Here is a 20,423-nt window from a genome sequence, read left to right as displayed (position 1 = left end):
TCCGATGCTTGCTTCGAAATTAAAGGTTCGTTTTAGACGAATACTTCGTGGGTTTGCTCCGAGGTAGTTTATTTAACAAATTTTGTTTTATGGAATACTTATCAAGTGAAAAACAACAGTTACATTTTGATAGAAGAGAGTACGAAGATGATGTGCTAGCGTCATTATATTTCAAAATGCTTACTCCTAGACTTATAGAGGAGAAAATGCTAGTGTTGTTACGACAAGGAAAAATATCTAAATGGTTTAGTGGAATAGGACAAGAAGCAATTGCTGTAGGGGTAACTGCGGCGTTGGATCAAGATGAGTATGTATTACCAATGCACCGTAATTTGGGGGTGTTTACAACAAGAAACGTGCCCTTGCACAGATTGTTTAGTCAGTGGCAAGGAAAAGCAAGTGGTTTTACAAATGGACGAGATCGCTCTTTCCATTTTGGAACACAAGAATATAATATTATTGGGATGATTTCTCATTTAGGGCCACAGATGGGGATTGCATGTGGTATTGCTATGGGGGATTTATTGAAAAAGAATAATAAGATTACTGCAGTGTTTACTGGAGAAGGAGGAACTAGCGAAGGAGATTTTCATGAAGCACTTAATATAGCTTCTGTTTGGAGTTTACCAGTATTATTCTGTATAGAAAATAATGGATATGGATTATCAACACCCACCAATGAGCAATATAATTGTAAAGATCTTGCAGACAGAGGGGTAGGATATGGAATAGAATCACATATTATTGAAGGTAATAATGTGCTAGAGGTGTTTGATAAAGTCAATAAGCTAGCTAAAAGCATGAGGGAAACACCAAGACCAATTCTATTAGAGTTTAAAACCTTTAGGATGCGAGGACATGAGGAAGCTAGTGGAACCAAATATGTACCTGAAAAACTAATGAACTTTTGGGCTACCAAAGACCCTATAGAGAATTATAAAAAATATCTTATTGAGCAAGGTGTAATTTCTGATGATGATGACCTTGCACAACGATCTATTCTTAAAAATGAAATAGAAACTAATTGGAAGCAGGCAAATAATGAAGAGATAATTCAAGCTAATTTAGATCTTGAAATAAAAGATGTTTATACAGAATTTGAATATAGAGAGGTCTTGTCAGAAGAGAATACGAGAGAACTCAGAATGATTGATGCTATTTCTGATGGATTGAAAGAGAGCATGTTTTGGTATGATAAACTTGTTTTAATGGGGCAGGATATTGCAGAATATGGGGGGGTGTTTAAAATAACAGAAGGATTTGTAGATATATTTGATAAAGAACGAGTGCGTAATACACCTATTTGTGAATCAGCTATCGTATCTGCGGGATACGGACTTTCTATAAATGGATATAAAGCTGTAGTCGAAATGCAATTTGCTGATTTTGTGTCTTCTGGTTTTAATCCTATTGTGAATCTATTAGCAAAATCAAATTATCGGTGGGGGCAATCTGCAGATGTTGTTATTAGAATGCCTTGTGGGGCAGGAGTAGGAGCAGGACCTTTTCATAGCCAGACTAATGAAGCTTGGTTTACCAAAACTCCAGGGCTCAAGGTAGTATATCCTGCTTTTCCTTATGATGCCAAAGGTTTATTAATGACAGCTATAGAAGACCCAAATCCAGTACTGTTTTTTGAACATAAAGCATTGTATAGAAATATTCGGCAGCAAGTTCCGGAAGGATATTACAATTTACCTTTCGGAAAAGCTTCTGTATTAAAAAAGGGTAGTGATATTACTATTATCAGTTACGGGGCAGGAGTACATTGGGCAATAGAAACATTAGAAAAACACTCAGAAGTTAGCGCAGATCTTATTGATTTGAGAACGCTACAGCCATTGGACACAGAGACAATATATCAATCTGTAAAGAAAACAGGAAAGGCGATTATCTTGCAAGAAGATTCTATCTTTGGGGGTGTTGCTTCAGATATTTCTGCATTACTTATGGAGCATTGTTTTATGTTTCTTGATGCACCAGTAAAACGAGTAGCAAGTTTGCCAACTCCAATTCCTTTTGATACTAATCTGGAACAACAATACTTAGGGAAAAAGAGATTTGAAGAGGTATTATTATCAACGCTTGAATTTTAATTTATGCACTAATAAATTATTACAACTTTGTTAAAAAATGTAATTTTAGACAGGCATAAATATAAAATATCAAAGCGAAGTATTGTATGATAGAGAATATTGATTCAAAAATCAGTAATGATGACCGTATAAAATTACCTTTTTCTTTAACAAAGAGAAAATGCTAGCAGAATTTAAAGCTTTAAAAGCACAGGATTTTGAATATTATGATGTAGACCCTTCATTACCTTTTCCTCCACCTGTAAACGATTATGCTGATGGTTCATGGACAGAATGTCGGATACAAGAGTGTTAAAAGAATCTCCATATTTGATGAGTGTTGTTGATACTTTTCGTAAGCATACAAAAGTAACATTAGTTAGATTACTTTGTTTGGCGGCTGGTTCTATAGTAAAAGAACATACAGATCCTACATTGGCTTTAGAAATTCATAAATCGGTTATTCGCCTCACTATACCTATCTTAAGGAATGATAAAGTAACATTTTTTTTGAATGATTTACCAGTTCCTATGCAATCTGGAGAATGTTGGTATTTAAGGCTGACTGACCCTCATAAAATAACAAATGAGGGTGATATCGAGCGAGTAAACCTTACAATAGATATGATTCCAAATGATTGGATACGAGAAATGATAGAAAATAATAAATAGATTTAGTGTTTTTATGATAAAAAAAAGATGTTGTAAGTTTAAATTTAATTATGAAAACGTTATAGTTAATGAAAACATGTAATTATTTCATTGTCATCTATTTACGTGAGTGTTTTTACTTGTTTTAATATACTGAAAAGCAGTTATTTATTATTAATTTTAAATAGGGGTAAAATCCCCTTTGATAGATGTTGTATGTTCTATAAGTAAACCTTAATTTCGCGATTGTTATAAAAAAATATTTTCCTTTGGGATTAATAAACAGGAGATTAAAACATAATTCATGAGCACAAAACATCTAGAACAACTTCGTTCTTCAAAAATATTAGTAACTGGTGCAGCTGGTTTTATAGGATCCAATCTTTGTGAAGCACTTTTAAATAATGGGAGTACAGTAATAGGATTGGATAATTTTGCAACAGGACACAAAAAAAACCTCTCTGTATGTGATAAAAATTCTAATTTCACTTTTATAGAAGGAGATATACGAAACCTTGATGATTGTCATAAAGCGTGTGATGGAGTTGATTTTGTATTGCACCAAGCTGCATTAGGATCTGTTCCAAGATCAATTAATGATCCAATTACATCAAATGATGTCAATGTAGGAGGTTTTCTTAATATGTTGATTGCTTCCAGAGATGCAGGAGTAAAACGTTTTGTTTATGCCGCAAGTTCTTCTACTTATGGAGATTCTGAATCAATGCCAAAAATTGAAGAAAAAATAGGAAAGCCATTATCACCATATGCAATTACAAAATATGTGAATGAATTGTATGCAGATAATTTTAAAAGAACATATGGTTTAGATACAGTGGGGTTGCGATATTTTAATGTATTTGGGCGTAAACAAGACCCAGATGGAGCATATGCAGCGGTAATTCCAAAATTTGTCATGCAATTTATGAAATATGAGTCACCAGTAATTAATGGTGATGGACAGTTTTCTAGAGATTTTACATATATAGACAATGTAGTCCAAATGAATCTGCGATCAATGATATCTGATAATCCAGAAGCATTGAATAACGTATATAATACCGCTTACGGAGAAAGAACAACATTAAATGAATTGACTACTTTACTCAAAGAGTATTTGTCAGAATTTGATGCCAAAATAGCTGATGTAGAGGTAAAATATGGGCCTGAACGCAAAGGTGATATTCCACACTCTTTGGCATCTATTGATAAAGCCAGAACATTACTCGAATATAATCCTGAATATGATATAACGTCTGGATTGAAAGAGGCTGTAAAATGGTATTGGGAGAATCTAAAATAAACTTCACACTCACACAAATATAAAAATAACTATGCAAGATAGTAAGATTGCCATTATTGGATTAGGGTATGTAGGATTGCCTTTGGCTAGGCTCTTTGCAACCAAATACCCTGTAGTAGGTTTTGATATTAATAAAACGAGAGTAAATGAATTACGGTCAGGAACCGATGCTACTTTAGAAGTAGAAGATGATTTATTACAGTCAGTTTTAAAAGAACAAGCTGATGATACAATTGGCCTTTATTGTTCTTTTGATCTTGAAGATATCAAGGATTGTAATTATTATGTAATCACGGTACCAACACCAGTAGATAAAAACAATAGACCAGACCTTACTCCTTTGTATAAATCTAGCGAGACTGTAGGGCGAGTACTAAAAAAAGGGGATATCGTAATTTATGAATCTACGGTATATCCTGGAGTTACAGAGGAAGAATGTATCCCTGTTCTAGAAAAAATAAGCGGACTGGTGTTTAATAAAGACTTTTATGCAGGATATTCTCCAGAACGAATTAACCCAGGAGATAAAAAGCATACAGTAGAGAAAATATTAAAAGTTACAGCAGGATCTACTCCAGAGATAGGAAAAAAAGTAGATGATTTATACAGCTCAATTATTACAGCAGGAACACACCTTGCTCCAACAATAAAAGTAGCAGAAGCAGCCAAAGTAATAGAGAATTCACAAAGAGATATCAATATTGCTTTTGTAAATGAATTAGCTAAGATATTCAACCTTATGGGGATAGATACAAATGATGTATTAAAAGCTGCTGGAACCAAATGGAATTTTCTTCCATTCAAACCTGGATTAGTAGGAGGGCATTGTATTGGTGTAGATCCATATTATTTGGCACAACGAGCACAAGAATTTGGGTATCATCCAGAGATTATCCTTGCAGGACGTAGATTAAATGATAGTATGGGACAATATGTAGCTTCTGAAGTGATTAAGCTTATGGTAAAACATGATATCCATATCAAAGGAGCTAATGTTTTGGTTTTAGGAATCACTTTTAAAGAAAATTGTCCTGATGTTCGTAATACCAAGGCAGTTGATGTAATTAATCAATTGACTGATTTTGGAACTGAGGTTACCGTATATGATCCTTGGGCAAATCCATCAGAAGTAAAACATGAATACGACTTGAAAACAATAGTCGATCTGCCTAACAAAAAATATGATGCTATTGTATTGACAGTTGCACATAAAGAGTTTCTAGATATAGACCTAAAAACAATGCTTACTCCAAATGGAATTTTGTATGATGTAAAAGGGATATTAGAAGGAGATGTAAATGGAAGGTTGTAATATCAATGTTTTAGTGTATACTAAATAAAATATAAAATACTTGTTTTGAGTCAGTTAAAAAAAGGTGCTTTACTTAATTATGTAACTATTATTTTAACCAATATAGTAGGGATAGTACTTACTCCTTTTATTATTTCAAAATTAGGAAATTCTGAGTTTGGTGTATACATGGCGATTGGAGCTCTGGTAGGAACAATTTCTGTATTAGATTTTGGATTAAATAATACGATCATTCGTTTTGTCGCTAAATATCAAGCAGAAAAAAACCGAAAAGAAGAAGAGAATTTTCTGGCTACAGTAATGATTATCTATTTTGTTATTTCAATATTGGTTATACTACTTGGTTTTTTGTTTTATGGGTATATCGATGATTATTTTGATTTGATGACGAATGAAGAGGTAGAGATAGCAAAAAAAATGACCCTAATATTAATTTTTAACCTAGCAATAAAACTGCCAGGAGGGGCTTTTACAGCTATATGTTTAGGATATGAACAATATGTTTTTCCTAAATTCATTAACATAATACGGTATATCCTTAGGGTTGGATTGGTTATTTGTGTTTTATTGATGGGAGGACGCTCGATTTCATTAGTTATTTTGGATACTGTTTTAAATTTGTTAATTATAATATTTTCAGCAGTATTTGTCTTTAAAAAATTAAAAGCACGTTTTAAGTTACATAGTTTTAGTAAAACATTTATAAAACAGATATTTAACTATTCTGTATGGATTTTTATATATAGTATTGTTGCACAATTTCAATGGCAAACTGGGCATATAGTATTAGGTGGTTTCAGTAAACCAGAAGTATTGGCAATATATGCTGTAGGTTTAATGTTGGGGAGTTATTATGGAGCATTTTCTTCAGCAGTTACAAGCGTTTTTTTACCTCGTGCTACACAAATGGTTGTAGCTAATGCATCTACAAAAGAGTTAACAGGAATGATGATTAAAATAGGAAGAATTTCTTTTATTATTTTGATTTACATACTAGGAGCATTTATTTTATACGGGAGACAATTTGTGTTTTTATGGGTAGGAGAATCTTACTCAGACTCATGGATTATTGCGTTATTGATTATGATTGTATATACAATACCATTGACACAAGGTTTTACGGGTTCAATAATTGAAGCTAAGAATAAAGTAGCTTTTAAAGCTATTATTTATTTAGTATTTATGAGTATGGGTACATTATTAGGGTACTTTTTGGCGATAAAGCACGGTGTTATGGGAATGATAACAGGGTCTATTGTAGGATGGTTGATAGCTCAAAATGTAATGAATGTGTATTATTACCGAGTATTAAAACTTAATTTACTTCGATTTTTTAAAGAGCTTTTTCAAAAGACAATAATCATACAATTTATTGTTATAGGAATAGGATTAGGAATTAATTTCATTCCAGGAGAGGGATGGTTAAATTTCATTATTAAATGCTTCCTATATACTATTGTATTTGGAATATTAATGTTCCGTTTTGGAATGACACCCTATGAAAAACAATTGTTTACAGATGGGTTATCAAAATTTTCTAAAAAATAGAAAAATGCTATATCGTATACGAATCTTTCTGTGGAAAATATTAGGAATTGAGTATCATCATGCATTAAAAATACATGAGTATGTTTTTCTTAAAAATGATAGTTTTTCTACTATTGGACATAAAACCTATGATAATGGTGCGCTAGTATGGCGATGGACAGAAGCTGAGTTAAAAATCGGTAAATATTGCAGTATAGCAAACAATGTGAGGTTTATAGTGGATGAAGGGTATCATCAAGCCTCAAAAGTAACATCTTTTCCTTTGGTCAATAACTTGTTTAAAGAAGAGTTGCTATTACCTAACGGAAAAAATAAAAGTGATTTTTTAAAAGAAGTAAAACAGCGAGAAGGGATTACTATAGGAAATGATGTTTGGATTGGAATGGGGTCATATATTATGCCTGGTGCAAAAATCGGAAATGGTGTTACTATTGCCTCAAATTCAGTAGTTGTGGGTAATAGTGATATTCCTGATTATTGTGTGATAGGAGGTAGTCCTGCAAAAATCATAAAGTTTAAACACGAAAAACAAACTATAGAAAAATTAAACCGTATTGCATGGTGGAATTGGGATGAAGAGGTGATTAAAAAAAGAGTAGAAGATTTTTATATGACTATGGATGATTTTATCAAAAAATATGATAACTAAAAAAAATATTCTTTTTGTAATAGAATCACTACAGTGCGGTGGGGCAGAAAAAAGTCTTGTTACATTGCTACAGAATATTGATTTTGATAAAGTCAATGTTGATTTGTTGGTAACTAGCAAAGGAGTATTTGAAAAATTTGTACCAAAAGAAGTAACAATCATAGTTAAAGATCATTTTACAGAAACAAATAGATTAATAAACACAATAAATAGGATACGATATTCATTTCTAAGAAAAATAAATAAAGCAAAGAAATATCATACAGCTCAATTATATTGGAAATCTTTTGGAAAATCAATTTCAAAAAATCATAAAAAATATGATATATCGATAGCTTATAATCAGGGGTTTGCAACGTATTATGTAGCTAGTAAAGTATCCGCAGATAAAAAAATCACTTGGCTAAATACTGATTATAGTAGAGCAGGGTATAATATTAGTTTTGATTATCAATATTATTCAAAGTTCGAAAAAGTTGTGTGTGTGTCAAAAGAAAATGAGTTGTCATTACAAGAAGTTGTTTTCAAAAGTGATAAAAAATTAGATACTATAATTATCAAAGATATTAGCGATGTAGAACTAATACGTAAAATGAGTTTAGAGGTTATTAATTTTGATAATAATAATCAAACGACTATATTAACAGTAGGACGTTTAGCAAAAGCCAAAGGATTACATATGGCTATTGAAGCTTGTAAAGCTTTATTAGAAGCAAAATATAATATAAAATGGTATGTAATAGGAGACGGGCCTGAAAGAGATAATCTTGAAGAGTTAATAAAAGGATTTAAGATGCAAGAAAAATTTATCCTATTAGGTTATAAAGAAAATCCTTACCCTTATATTAAATCTTGTGATGTATATGTTCAAACTTCTTTATTCGAGGGACTTGGCTTAACAGTAATTGAAGCCTCTTTATTACAAAAAGCGATAGTTACAACAAATTTCCCTACAGCTTCATCAATTATAAACCATAATAAAACAGGTTTAATTTGCGAAATGACTCCTCATGCAATTGCAAAAAATATTGAAAAATATTTAAATAATAAGGAATTTAAGAGTGAAGTGACCATGAATTTGTCTAAGGTAATAAATAACGATAAGCAAATATCATTACAAAAATTTAATGACTTGATATATAATTAGAAAAATTATGACGAGAGAGTCGGATAAAATATGATAAAAGAATTATGAAAATTAAAACTATTACATGTCATGAAGTTTATAACTATGGAGCAAGCTTGCAAGAGTATGCTTTATTGAGGTATTTAGAAAATTTAGGACATGAAGCAGAGACAATTCACTATAAGCCACCATATTTGAGTAAACACTTCAAATTATGGATTGTATCTAATGAGTTTTTTAACAAAAATATCATACTCAGAGGGATATACTTAATTTTAAAATTACCTAAAAGGTTAATTAACCTAAAAAGGAAAAGAAAGTTTGATGAATTTTCTATTAAATATATTAAGACAGGTAATAGATTGTATCGATCAAATGAGGAATTAAAAGATAATGTTCCTGAAGCAGATGCGTATATATGTGGTAGCGATCAAATCTGGAATTCTTTTTTTGAAAATGGTAAAGATGCAACTTTTTATCTGGATTTCGTTCCTAATGATAAATTGAAATTATCATACGCAGCAAGTTTTGCTATTGATGAATTGGAAGATGATATTAAGGGTTTTGTAAAAGAGAAAGTATCAAATTTAGATCATATTTCTGTCAGAGAATCTTCTGGAAAGAGAATTCTAGAAAATTTAGGATTTGATAAAGTAACGCAAGTATTAGACCCTGTGTTTTTATTAGATCCAAAGGAATGGACTAGGCTAATGCTTCCTCAGGTAGAAGAAGATATAATAAATAAGGGTAAGTTTATTATTGTCTATGATTTTGATAATGATCCAGTAATAAAAGAGCTAGCAGAGAGGTTAAAGAAAGAAAAGGGCTGGAAAATATATGCTTTTAATGAGATGATAGATTATGCAGATAAAAACTTTTACTTAGATGGCCCAGAGGTTTTTCTGTCTATTCTGAATAATGCAGAATGTATTTTGGCAAATTCATTTCATGCGGTAGCTTATTCCCTAATACTTCATAAAAACATTGCCGTTTTTAATAGAAGTGATAAAATAAATACTCGTATGCGCGATTTATTACAATCTGTTGAGTTAAACAATTTTTTATTGAATAAAGATACTATATCTGATTATAAATTAGATATCATAGATTATAAACAAGTTCAAGATAAATTAGATGTATTAATAGAAAAATCCAAGAAATATCTGGATACTGCCTTAGAGAATTAAATGATATGTATAAATTATTATATATAACAAACCAAGTATGTGGACCTGGTGGATTAGAGCGAGTATTATCTATCAAGGCAAGTTTCTTGACAGATAATTATGATGTTCATATAATGACTTTAAATCAAAATGATCAATCATTATTTTATGATTTCGATGATAAGATTCATTATCACAATATCTCTGTAGTAGGAAACCCAATTCAATATATTTTAAAGTATAGAAAAGGAATTAAATCGGTCATAAAGAAAATAAAACCAGACATAGTAATAGTGTGTGATGATGGGATAAAAGGGTTACTTCTTCCTTTAATACTAAGAAAACCGGTTCCTATGATTTATGAACGTCATGTTTCTAAGAATATAGAAATTAAGAACGATAATGAATCATTAACTGAACGTATTATTTCTTATTTTAAATTTAAAGTAATGAATTTAGGAGGATCATTTTATGATTACTTTGTTGTTCTTACTGAAGGAAATAAAAAGGAATGGAATCTAAAAAACTTAAAAGTTATTCCAAATCCATTATCATTTTATCCTAGTAAGCAAAGTACGTTACAGAACAAGAAAGTTCTTGCAGTAGGAAAACAAAGTTTTCAAAAAGGATACGATAGATTATTACAAAGTTGGAAACTAGTTACAGAAAAAAAACCAGATTGGCAATTAGAGATATATGGAACTATAAGTGAGAAAGAAGGTTTAAATCATTTGGCAGATAATCTAGGGATATCAAATACTGTTAGTTTTTACCCTCCAATAAAAAATATAGCAGAGAAATATATGGAAGCATCGATTTATGTTATGTCTTCTAGATATGAAGGCTTTGGTATGGTGTTGACAGAGGCTATGGCATATGGAGTACCTTGTGTTTCTTTTGATTGCCCGTTTGGCCCTTCTGATATTATTAAGGATAATCAGAATGGTTTTTTGGTAGAGAATGGAGATGTTACAGGGCTTGGTGAGAAAATTGTTGCATTGATAGAAGATGAAAATAAAAGAATATTTATGGGAGCATCTGCTAGAGAATCAATAAAACATTATTTACCAGAAAAAATAGTTTCTATATGGGATTGTCTTTTTAAAGAAATAATAGAAAAGAAGATTTCCTGATGAAAATAATTTTTATAATAGATCAAGTATATTTACATGGGGGGATAGAAAGGGTGCTTTCTATTAAAGCAAATTATTTTGCCAAAAAAAAAGAGGTTGAAGTATGTGTATTAACCACAGAACAAAAGGGTAATAAACCTTGTTATCACTTTGATGAAAAGGTTTTTTTTAAAGATTTGGGAATAAATTATCATAGAAATAAATCGTATTTTCACCCTGTAAATTTGAGAAAAATTCCAAAGCATGTACAGAAACTCAAATCCGAAATAAAAAGATTAAATCCTGATATAGTAGTAGTTTGTAGTCATAGTACCGACACATATTTTATACCATTTATCAATAAGAAAATTCCTAAAATAAAAGAATTTCATTATTCAAAACATATTGAATTAAAAAGTCGTCAAAACCCTGAGAATCTATACAAGAAATATTTTCTAAAATATGCGGATTATGTAGAAGGGAAATATGATGCTTTGGTAGTTCTTAATAAAGATGAAGCCACATACTATAAAACAGATAATACCTGTATCATTCCTAATCCATTAACATTTTATCCAAAAGAAATTACAGATATTTCTCAAAAAGTAGTTATTGCTGCGGGTAGAATTGCTCCAGTTAAAGGATATGATACGCTGATTGATATATGGAATCAGGTATACAGTAAAAATAAAGATTGGAAATTATATATTTATGGAGAAGGTAATGTACATTATAAAAAAAAAATAGGAGATAAAATAGTCGAATACGGATTACAAGAAGTTGTTTCCTTAAAAGGCGCCACTGATAGAATAAAGGATAAAATGCTAAATTCTTCTATTTTTGTAATGACATCACATAATGAGTGTTTCCCATTGGTACTCTTAGAAGCTCAATCTTGTGGTTTACCTATCGTTTCGTTTGATTGCCCACATGGCCCCAGAAATATAATTGATCCAGATACAGGGGTATTGGTTCCTTTATATAATAATGTTGTATTTGTAGAAAAATTAATTCAATTAATGGATAATAAAGAAGAGTTATTAAGAATGAGTAAGAATGCTAGAGAAAATTCTTCTAAATATCAGTTAGAAATCATTATGGGGTTATGGGAACAGATGTTTAATAATCTGATATCTAAATAAAATAATTAAATCATGAGATCATTATTATTAAGTGTATATAAAATATTTCTATTACCTCATATTTTGTTATATAAACGAAGTAACAATAAAAGTGATATAGATAAAGATATTGACCGATGGGCATTAGCTAAAAACATGAAAGGAGGTAATGTCTCTCTTTTATTAACTTTTTTGGCGTATTCACCTGATTTTAGGAGTATTTTTTATTTTAGAACTAGAAGCTTATTAAGTCATGTTTTAAATATTTATTGTAGAAAAGAAAAATATTTTAGAATTGATATAAATACAAAACTTGGAGGAGGGGTCTTAACAGGTCATCCTTACAGTACAATTCTTAATGCTAATTCTATAGGTGAAAATTTTTATGTTAATCATTTAGTTACCATAGGAGAAATTGATGGAAAAAAACCTACAATAGGAGATAATGTTTCTGTAAACACTGGAGCAATTATTATTGGAGATATTAATGTTGGAAATAATAGTATCATAGGTGCAGGGGCTGTTGTAGTAAAAGATGTACCTGATAACAGTGTGGTTGTGGGTAATCCAGCAAGAGTAATTAAAAAAGACGGAAAGCGAGTAAGGGTATGATATGTACTATAAAACAAAATATGAATAGGGTAATTAAATCTGTATTGTAGATGAATACTATAGTGCCATTAGAATATTATTATCCATTATACATTAACCTGTGTTTGTTTCTTGTATTATTTACAGTGTTACATACTTTGATCCTGAAAATGGATGAAAGTAAAAATATTGGATTTATTAATGTTTCTGGATATATACTATTATTTTTTTTAATTTTTTATTTAGGACAAAGGCCTATTCATAGAATATTTGGAGATACTGTTAATTATAATTTTGCTTTTAAAAAATATCAGTCTGGAGCAGAAATTTTAAATTTTGATGATTATGGGTGGGATGTTTTTATGAAAACATTATCTAATTGGATGTCAATTCACACTTTTCTTACTATTTGCACATTTATTTATATATATCCACTTTATAAAATTTCTATTTTTTTGTTTGATAAGTATTGGTATTACGCCTTTATAATGTTTATAATCTCTTTTTCTTTTTGGACATACGGAGTGAATGGTGTTCGAAATGGAGCTGCAACTTCAATTTTTTTATGGGGATTGTGTTTTCATAAAAAAAAGGTAATTATGGGGCTCTTTTTCTTATGGGCTACTTTATTTCATAAAACGTTGTATTTGCCAATTTTTGCATTTATCCTAACTTATTTTTATAATAATCCAAAAGTTTATTTTAAAGGATGGCTTTTTTGTATTCCGTTATCCTTAGTAATGGGAGGAGTATGGATAACATTATTTGCAAGTTTAGGGTTTGCAGATGACAGACTTTCTGGTTATTTAACATCAGAGTCAGAAGCAGGAACATTTACAAGTACAGGGTTTAGGTGGGATTTTTTATTTCATAGTGCATTTGCAGTATTTGCTGGATGGTACTTTATTTATAAGAAACATTTTGAAGATAAATTTTACTTTCAACTACTAAACACATACTTAGTATGCAATGGTTTCTGGATTTTAATTATTAAAGCTAATTATTCTAATCGGTTTGCTTACTTATCCTGGTTTATGATGGGGTTGATTATTATTTATCCATTATTAAAACAACAGTTTTTTAAAAAACAACATTTTATGATAGGAAAAGTGATGGTTGCTTATTTTTCATTTACCTATTTTATGTATTATATATATTACGCATGAAAAAATTAACCGTTTTTACGCCTACATACAATAGGGCTTATTGTTTAGGACAGTGTTATGAAAGTTTGAAGAATCAGACCTCTAGTGATTTTATTTGGTTGATTATAGATGATGGATCATCTGATGATACTAAAACATTAGTAGAGAGTTGGAAATCAGAAAATAAAGTTGATATTGTATATCATTATCAAGATAATTTGGGAATGCATGGAGGGCATAATGCAGCATATAAGTTAATAGAAACAGAATTAAATGTGTGTATAGATTCAGATGATTTTATGCCAATTGATGCTGTAGAAAAAATATTAGATTGTTGGGAAATAAATGGAAATGATAATTATGCTGGGATCTTAGGTTTGGATGCTGATAAAGAAGGTAGGATTATTGGAACCAAGATTCCTGAAAATATAAAAGAAACTACAGTTGTAGATCTGTATCAAAAACATAAAGTATCAGGAGATAAGAAATTAGTCTACAGAACAGAAGTGGTTAAAAAATATCCTCCTTATCCAATTTTTGAAGGAGAAAAATTTGTTCCTCTAGGATATCTTTATCAAATGATTGATCAAGATTATAAAGTTTTAGCACTTAATGAAGTCCTTTGCATTGTTGAATATATGCCAGATGGGTCAAGTTTAAATATATTAAAACAATATAGAAGACACCCAAAAGGCTTTGCTTTTTCTAGGCTAACAGAGATGAAATATGCTACAAGTTTTAAAGAGCTTATTAAAAAAACAATTCATTATATATCCAGTAGCTTATTATCAAAAAACCTGAAATTTATAAAAGAGTCCCCAAAAAAAACACTAACCATATTAATGATTCCTTTTGGAGTATTATTGTATATGTACATACTTCTAAAAACAAATAAAATTTCTTAGCAATATATTATGGAGCCTATAAGAGTATTACAAGTATTAACTATAATGAATAGAGGTGGAGCGGAAACGATGGTTATGAATTACTATAGAAATATAGACCGAAGCAAGGTTCAATTTGATTTTTTGTTGCATCGTCAGGAAAAAGGAGCTTTTGATGAAGAAATTAAAAAATTAGGAGGGAAGATTCATAGGCTTCAAAATATTAATTTTAAAAATTTATCAAAATATAAATCTGCTTTAGATAATTTTTTTAAGCATCACAAAGAATATAAAATTGTACATTCTCATCTTAATGCATTAAGCGTTTTTGTGTTAAAATCAGCAAAGAAAAATAATATAAATATTAGGATAGCCCATAGCCATACAAGTTTATATAACCTGAATTTAAACCCATTCTCTAAGGAAAGGCATAGTTTTGGCTTTGCATTCAAGTTTGTTGTTCAAAATATACTAAAGCAAAATATAACCAAGTATGCCAATCATTATTTTTCTTGTGGAGATAAAGCAGGAGCTTGGTTATATGGAAAGAAAAATAAGTCAAAAATTAAAATTATAAATAATGCTATTGATTCAAGTAATTTTATATATGATCCAGAAAAATCATTAAAAATTAGGTCTGAATTAAATGTAGGAAATAAAATGGTAATTGGCCATGTTGGAAATTTTGTTCCTGAAAAAAATCATCAGTTTATTTTACAGACTTTTCAACAACTAAAAAAAATAAAAGAGGACTGTGTATTATTATTAGTTGGAGGAGGACCTAAAAAATCTACTTTTGAACTCATGGCAAAAGAAATGGGGATAGATCAAGATATTCTTTTTTTGGGTGTTAGAAATGACGTACCTATTTTATTGCAAGGAATGGATGCATTTATATTCCCCTCTACCAATGAGGGATTACCTGTTACCTTGATAGAAGCTCAGGCTTCAGGTTTGGGTATAGTAGCGTCAGATGAGATTTCAAAAGAATTAAACATTACAGGATTGGTCGATTTTATGTCTTTAGAAGAAAGTCCACAGCTATGGGCAAAAAAAATACTAAGTATGTTGGGTGAAAATAAACAGAATACAATGAAAAAAATTATTGATTGTAATTATGATATTAAGAATAATACATTATTACTTCAGGAATTTTATGTTAATCAAATAAATAAGTAAAGGAATGTGCGGAATTAACGGTTTTGTTTATTTAGAAAAGCATGATATATCTCAATTAAGAAAAGATATTACAATCATGAATGATATGATTATCCATCGAGGGCCAGATGATGATGGAGAATATGTTGATGAGGGGTTTGATTTCTCTGTTTTTATGGGAATGAGAAGGCTTTCTATAATTGATTTAAGTTCAGGGAAACAACCAATATATTCAGAAGATAAAAATATTGTAATCGTATTTAATGGAGAAATATATAATTATCAGGAATTAAGAGAAAGCCTTGTGAAACAAGGAGTTACTTTTAAGACGAACAGTGATACTGAAGTGATTTTAAAACTATATGAAAAAGAGGGCACAAATTCGTTTAAAAAATTAGATGGAATGTTTGCTTTTAGTATCCATGATAAAACTAAAAATAAAATTTTTATTGCTCGTGATTTTTTTGGAGAAAAACCATTGTATTATACAGAGAAAGACAATAAGTTTTTTTGGGCCTCAGAATTAAAATCAATTCTAAAATCAATTAAGACCGTTCCTAGTATTAATAAAATAGGATTAAATCTTTTTTTAAAGCTCACTTATATTCCTGCACCATTTACCATATATGAAAATATACATAAGTTAGAGCCAAATCATTTTTTGACATATGATCTAAGATCTAAGTCATATGAAATAGAAATTATTGAAGAGCAAGAAACTCCAGAAAAAAGTGAAGAACATTTTGATGAAGCAAAATCTAATGTAAAAGAATTAGTACAAAAATCAGTAGAGAGCCGTTCTGTATCTGATGTTCCGATAGGAACATTTTTATCAGGTGGAGTTGACTCATCAGTTGTTTCATTATGCTTGTCAAAAATGTCTGCATCTAAAATCAGTACATTCTCTATCGGATTTGATAAAAAATCATATGATGAATCAGATAAAGCCAGAACAGTAGCAAAGTTGATAAATAGTGATCATCATGAATTTATTCTTAATGAAAAAGATTTAGAAAGTAATATTAATGAAATTTTATTAAATTTTGATGAACCATTTTCAGACTCTTCTTCTTTACCGAGTTATTTAGTTGCCTCAAAAACAAGTCAACATGTAAAAGTAGCGCTAACAGGGGATGGAGGAGATGAAGTTTTTGGCGGGTATAATAAATATTACATGGGGAGGATAAACCAAAAATATACAAGTTTGGTCCCAGAAGGTCTTCATAATTTTATGGAGAAAACCGTTACGCCATTATTAAAAACAAAAGGTGATAGGAGAGGTAAAAGATTTAAAACAAGGAGATTACTTAATGCAATTGATTATACAGATAATTATTATTGGGATATTATTTCTTTAGGATATGCGGCAGATACATTATCTCAATATTTGCAACAAGATTATTTAGTACTTTCTCCTTTTGAATATTATAAAGAGAAAACAGGGATTAAATCCCCTAAAAACCTTACCGAATATAGAGCAATTGATAAGAATATAAGTTTAGAAGGTGATATGTTGGTAAAAGTAGATCGTACAAGTATGTTAACATCCTTAGAATGTAGAGCTCCTTTTTTAAATAAAAAACTTTGGAATTATACGAATACTTTACCAGAAGAGTACCTTATAAAAGGATGGGATAAAAAATATATTTTAAAGGCAGCTTTTAAAGAAGAATTTCCAGAAGGATTTCTGGATAAATCAAAGGCTGGGTTCGGTGTTCCTATAGGAGATTGGTTACGCTCATCATTAAAAGTAGATCTTGAAAAGTATATAGATCATACTTTTTTAAAAAATCAGAATATTTTTCAAGTAGACGCTATTACAAAACTAGTAAAAGATCATTTATCAGGAATAGATAATACATTCATGGTTTGGACATTTTTTTGTTTCCAAAAATGGTATATGAATAATTATATGTAATCACTATTATTCACATATTGAGTATTATACCAAATTAATCATGTCGTCTTGTTTTTATTCAAAAAAATAAAGACCTCTTTGATACGTTATTTAATAATCAATTTGGTATTTAGTAGATTGTATAGAGATAGTTTAAATTAAAAAGAGGTTTAATTTTACAAAATTAAACCTCTTTTTAATTTAAACTGACACCCTGACAATAAATTAATTCTATTGTGTTACTGTGCTACTACTACTTCCTTGAGCATCTGAAATATTAACCAATACATTATTATTATCTTTATTATTAGAAAATGTAGAATTTTGACCTCTGTAACGGATAAATGAATAATTATTATCCCAAGAGCTAACTATGTTATCATTTATTGATATTCCATTATGGCCTTCAATATCAATCATTGAAAAATTAAAGGTATTATTTGTAATTTTAATGTTTTTATTAGTAGAAACAGTCCCTCTTCCTAATATTGCTTTCTCTCTCTCTTGTGTAGTGTTAATAATATTATTTGTAATTAAAATATGGTCAGTATCATTTCCATTAATTTCTATAGGAAACCCTGATAGGTTAAAGGTATTTCTGTCTTTTATCTCAATATTAATAGAATTGTCTAATCTAATTCCATTATTATATGTATTGCCAATAAAGCGAATTCCTTTGGTTCCTTGGATAATACCAAATTGAGCAGATTTAAAATTATTGTTTTTAAAAGTAAAAGTTTCAGTACCACTATTAACATCTGTAAAAAGAAATGGTCTATCATCTACATCAATAGTATTGTTTTCAATCATTACATTATCAACGGTTATAAGTCCATTAATACCATCACCATCTATACCCGTACTTGTTATTGTATTTCCACTAACTGTAGAGTTTTTGATATTATACAATTGGATTCCTACTCCACAATTGATAATCTTATTGTTTAATATTTGAACAGCTTGATTTGTGGCTCGAATTCCTGGAGTACTATTTACAATGGTATTTCCAGAAACTTCAATATTTCTCACTCCAGTAACTCCATCGATGCCAGCAATAACACCTCCAAGAGATTTGTTATCTTTTATTTTAACATTAAATGCAGTATTAACAGCTGTACGTTTTTCAAAAGTATTTCCAGAAACTAGAATATCATCTCCTGCAGCTACAACCAAAGCACCACCAATACTACCTGTTTCAGTACAATTTAATATTTTAACAGTTTTTACAAGCTGTAATGGTCTATTATAATCTTGTACATCAGGTTCTATATCAATAGAATATCGAGGAGCTGTACCTTTGGAGTTTGGAGTGTCAATACCTGCATTCTTAAATGTACAAGTATCAACTGTAATATCAATACCATCAGTAATTGCCATATTATTTCTTCTATTCGAATCAAAGATGCAATTTTTGACAAGTACTTTTCTGGTTGGTACATATTCTGGATCATAGGCATTTCTATAACTTTCAATATCTAATCCATCAGAACCAGCGTATCCCATATAAATATTTTCAATAACAATATTAATTCCTGTTTTGACTACCATTAAATTTCCAGAAATATTAAAAGGGCCAGGGTGTTCATCTCTTTCTCCATGTAAGAATCCACCTTTAACAGTAACATTTTCAGAATTTAATATCATAATAAGTATAATAGAATAGTCAGAAGGAGATGGGAAAGCTCTTAAATGAGTATTATCTGTCATGAGTAAATTAAAATCAGAAGGTAATTTCATTCCATAAGCCCATTTGTCTGGTCCATGAAAATATGCATTTAGTTTGTTGATATTAAATAGTGTTCTATCAAAAGAAGTAGTTAAAGGTTTGATAAGATCAATAGTATGTTGTAGAGCTAACCTATTTTTTTCAGCCACATCTTGTGGTACTTTTCCTTCTACAATATCCCATCTAGAAGCATAAAACTTAAATGTAGGTTCTTCAAGCTGAACATTTCCTTCTATTTCGAGTTTTGAACTTAATAATTCTCCAGAAATAACACCGCCATTAAAGATTAGTTTACCGTTTACAATATCACCTCCTTCAAAATCGAAATTAACATTTTCAGGTAGTGTTATCGTTTCTCCATTGAGGTCAAGAAGACAATTAAGAATTATTGTAGAACCAGCAGCAACTGTTGATAGATCAAAACCACAAGGAGTAGTTATTGTATTCGGTGGGATATCTGGAGTTATTTCACCATCAGGGTCGGGATCAGGTTTTTCAATTCCTATTTCAGGAGCAGAATCATCAAAATTTTCTTTGCTACATGATACTATAGCAATACAGCTCATGAAAATAAGTAGGTAGTAAGGTAATTTTTTCATTTGGGGGATTGTTTTTTTAGGTTATTTATTCCAACAACGTAATATTAGATGTTAAATTGTGTGAAATTTATTTTGAAATGTTAATTTTTTTTCAAAAAGACAAAATACTTGTCTTTAGTGGGGTTACCCATATTTGTTTTGTTGAATAACCGTAAAGAAGAGTCACTTTATTAAAAGATCAATTTTTAACAAAAATAAAAAAATGAATAAAATTTTGTTTTAAAGTTTTCAAACACTACCTAATACTTATATTTGTAATTCAATTTTTTACCCCGTTGTTAATTTTAAACTAGTATAAAAAAATGGAGCTATTGTATTTTATTATATAATAAGATCATATTCATACCATTTTTAATAAAG

Annotated in this window: 17 protein-coding genes; 16 read left to right on the top strand and 1 reads right to left on the bottom strand. The window is 29.9% G+C overall.

Going from position 1 to position 20,423, the window contains the following annotated elements:
• The first annotated feature begins 89 nt into the window (after window positions 1-89).
• From CVD18_RS11275 to asnB, 16 genes are all read left to right on the top strand, one after another.
• Window positions 90-2,096, top strand: a complete 2,007-nt coding sequence (locus tag CVD18_RS11275) for a dehydrogenase E1 component subunit alpha/beta (protein ID WP_103865548.1) — start codon at window positions 90-92, stop codon at window positions 2,094-2,096.
• A 160-nt stretch (window positions 2,097-2,256) separates the two neighbouring features.
• Window positions 2,257-2,391 (top strand): hypothetical protein, encoded by a 135-nt coding sequence (locus tag CVD18_RS23370; protein WP_255409442.1) that lies wholly within the window; start codon window positions 2,257-2,259, stop codon window positions 2,389-2,391.
• Entirely contained in the window at window positions 2,361-2,747 is a 387-nt protein-coding gene (locus tag CVD18_RS11270) for an aspartyl/asparaginyl beta-hydroxylase domain-containing protein (RefSeq protein WP_233194530.1), read from the top strand. Before CVD18_RS23370 ends, CVD18_RS11270 begins: the two co-directional genes overlap by 31 nt.
• Before the next feature lie 283 nt (window positions 2,748-3,030).
• On the top strand, window positions 3,031-4,029 hold the full coding sequence (locus CVD18_RS11265; RefSeq protein WP_103865547.1) for an SDR family oxidoreductase: 999 nt from the start codon (window positions 3,031-3,033) through the stop codon (window positions 4,027-4,029).
• Between the two features lie 31 nt (window positions 4,030-4,060).
• On the top strand, window positions 4,061-5,341 hold the full coding sequence (locus CVD18_RS11260; protein WP_103865546.1) for a nucleotide sugar dehydrogenase: 1,281 nt from the start codon (window positions 4,061-4,063) through the stop codon (window positions 5,339-5,341).
• A 45-nt stretch (window positions 5,342-5,386) separates the two neighbouring features.
• Window positions 5,387-6,889 carry a lipopolysaccharide biosynthesis protein gene (locus CVD18_RS11255; RefSeq protein ID WP_158250439.1) on the top strand — a complete coding sequence of 501 codons (1,503 nt, stop codon included), beginning with the start codon at window positions 5,387-5,389 and terminating at the stop codon, window positions 6,887-6,889.
• Between the two features lie 4 nt (window positions 6,890-6,893).
• Window positions 6,894-7,538 (top strand): CatB-related O-acetyltransferase, encoded by a 645-nt coding sequence (locus tag CVD18_RS11250; protein ID WP_158250438.1) that lies wholly within the window; start codon window positions 6,894-6,896, stop codon window positions 7,536-7,538.
• Window positions 7,528-8,685, top strand: coding sequence for a glycosyltransferase (locus tag CVD18_RS11245; protein WP_158250437.1), 1,158 nt, complete (start codon window positions 7,528-7,530; stop codon window positions 8,683-8,685). The genes CVD18_RS11250 and CVD18_RS11245 overlap by 11 nt, the downstream gene beginning before the upstream one ends.
• Window positions 8,686-8,729: 44 nt before the next feature.
• The gene (locus CVD18_RS11240; protein ID WP_103865542.1) at window positions 8,730-9,851 is read left to right on the top strand and encodes a polysaccharide pyruvyl transferase family protein; all 1,122 of its coding nucleotides are present in this window, start codon (window positions 8,730-8,732) and stop codon (window positions 9,849-9,851) included.
• A 5-nt stretch (window positions 9,852-9,856) separates the two neighbouring features.
• Window positions 9,857-10,963 carry a glycosyltransferase family 4 protein gene (locus CVD18_RS11235; protein ID WP_103865541.1) on the top strand — a complete coding sequence of 369 codons (1,107 nt, stop codon included), beginning with the start codon at window positions 9,857-9,859 and terminating at the stop codon, window positions 10,961-10,963.
• Window positions 10,963-12,084 carry a glycosyltransferase family 4 protein gene (locus CVD18_RS11230; protein ID WP_103865540.1) on the top strand — a complete coding sequence of 374 codons (1,122 nt, stop codon included), beginning with the start codon at window positions 10,963-10,965 and terminating at the stop codon, window positions 12,082-12,084. Before CVD18_RS11235 ends, CVD18_RS11230 begins: the two co-directional genes overlap by 1 nt.
• Window positions 12,085-12,096: 12 nt before the next feature.
• Complete coding sequence (locus CVD18_RS23460; RefSeq protein ID WP_146052761.1) at window positions 12,097-12,675, top strand: serine O-acetyltransferase; 579 nt, start codon at window positions 12,097-12,099, stop codon at window positions 12,673-12,675.
• Window positions 12,676-12,725: 50 nt separating this feature from the next.
• A complete protein-coding gene (locus CVD18_RS11220) occupies window positions 12,726-13,820 on the top strand; it encodes an EpsG family protein (RefSeq protein ID WP_103865538.1) in 1,095 nt (364 codons plus the stop codon).
• Entirely contained in the window at window positions 13,817-14,704 is an 888-nt protein-coding gene (locus CVD18_RS11215; protein WP_103865537.1) for a glycosyltransferase family 2 protein, read from the top strand. Before CVD18_RS11220 ends, CVD18_RS11215 begins: the two co-directional genes overlap by 4 nt.
• 9 nt (window positions 14,705-14,713) lie before the next feature.
• Complete coding sequence (locus CVD18_RS11210) at window positions 14,714-15,862, top strand: glycosyltransferase family 1 protein (RefSeq protein WP_103865536.1); 1,149 nt, start codon at window positions 14,714-14,716, stop codon at window positions 15,860-15,862.
• A gap of 4 nt (window positions 15,863-15,866) precedes the next feature.
• Window positions 15,867-17,759, top strand: a complete 1,893-nt coding sequence (gene asnB, locus CVD18_RS11205) for an asparagine synthase (glutamine-hydrolyzing) (RefSeq protein ID WP_103865535.1) — start codon at window positions 15,867-15,869, stop codon at window positions 17,757-17,759.
• A gap of 210 nt (window positions 17,760-17,969) precedes the next feature.
• Here the strand turns inward: asnB and CVD18_RS11200 are convergent, their stop codons facing one another.
• Window positions 17,970-20,063 carry a right-handed parallel beta-helix repeat-containing protein gene (locus CVD18_RS11200; RefSeq protein ID WP_103865534.1) on the bottom strand — a complete coding sequence of 698 codons (2,094 nt, stop codon included), beginning with the start codon at window positions 20,061-20,063 and terminating at the stop codon, window positions 17,970-17,972.
• Window positions 20,064-20,423 lie beyond the last annotated feature (360 nt).

The sequence above is a fragment of the Aquimarina sp. I32.4 genome (assembly GCF_002924285.1).
GTDB lineage: Bacteria > Bacteroidota > Bacteroidia > Flavobacteriales > Flavobacteriaceae > Aquimarina.
This window is presented reverse-complemented; position numbering and strand designations above follow the sequence as displayed.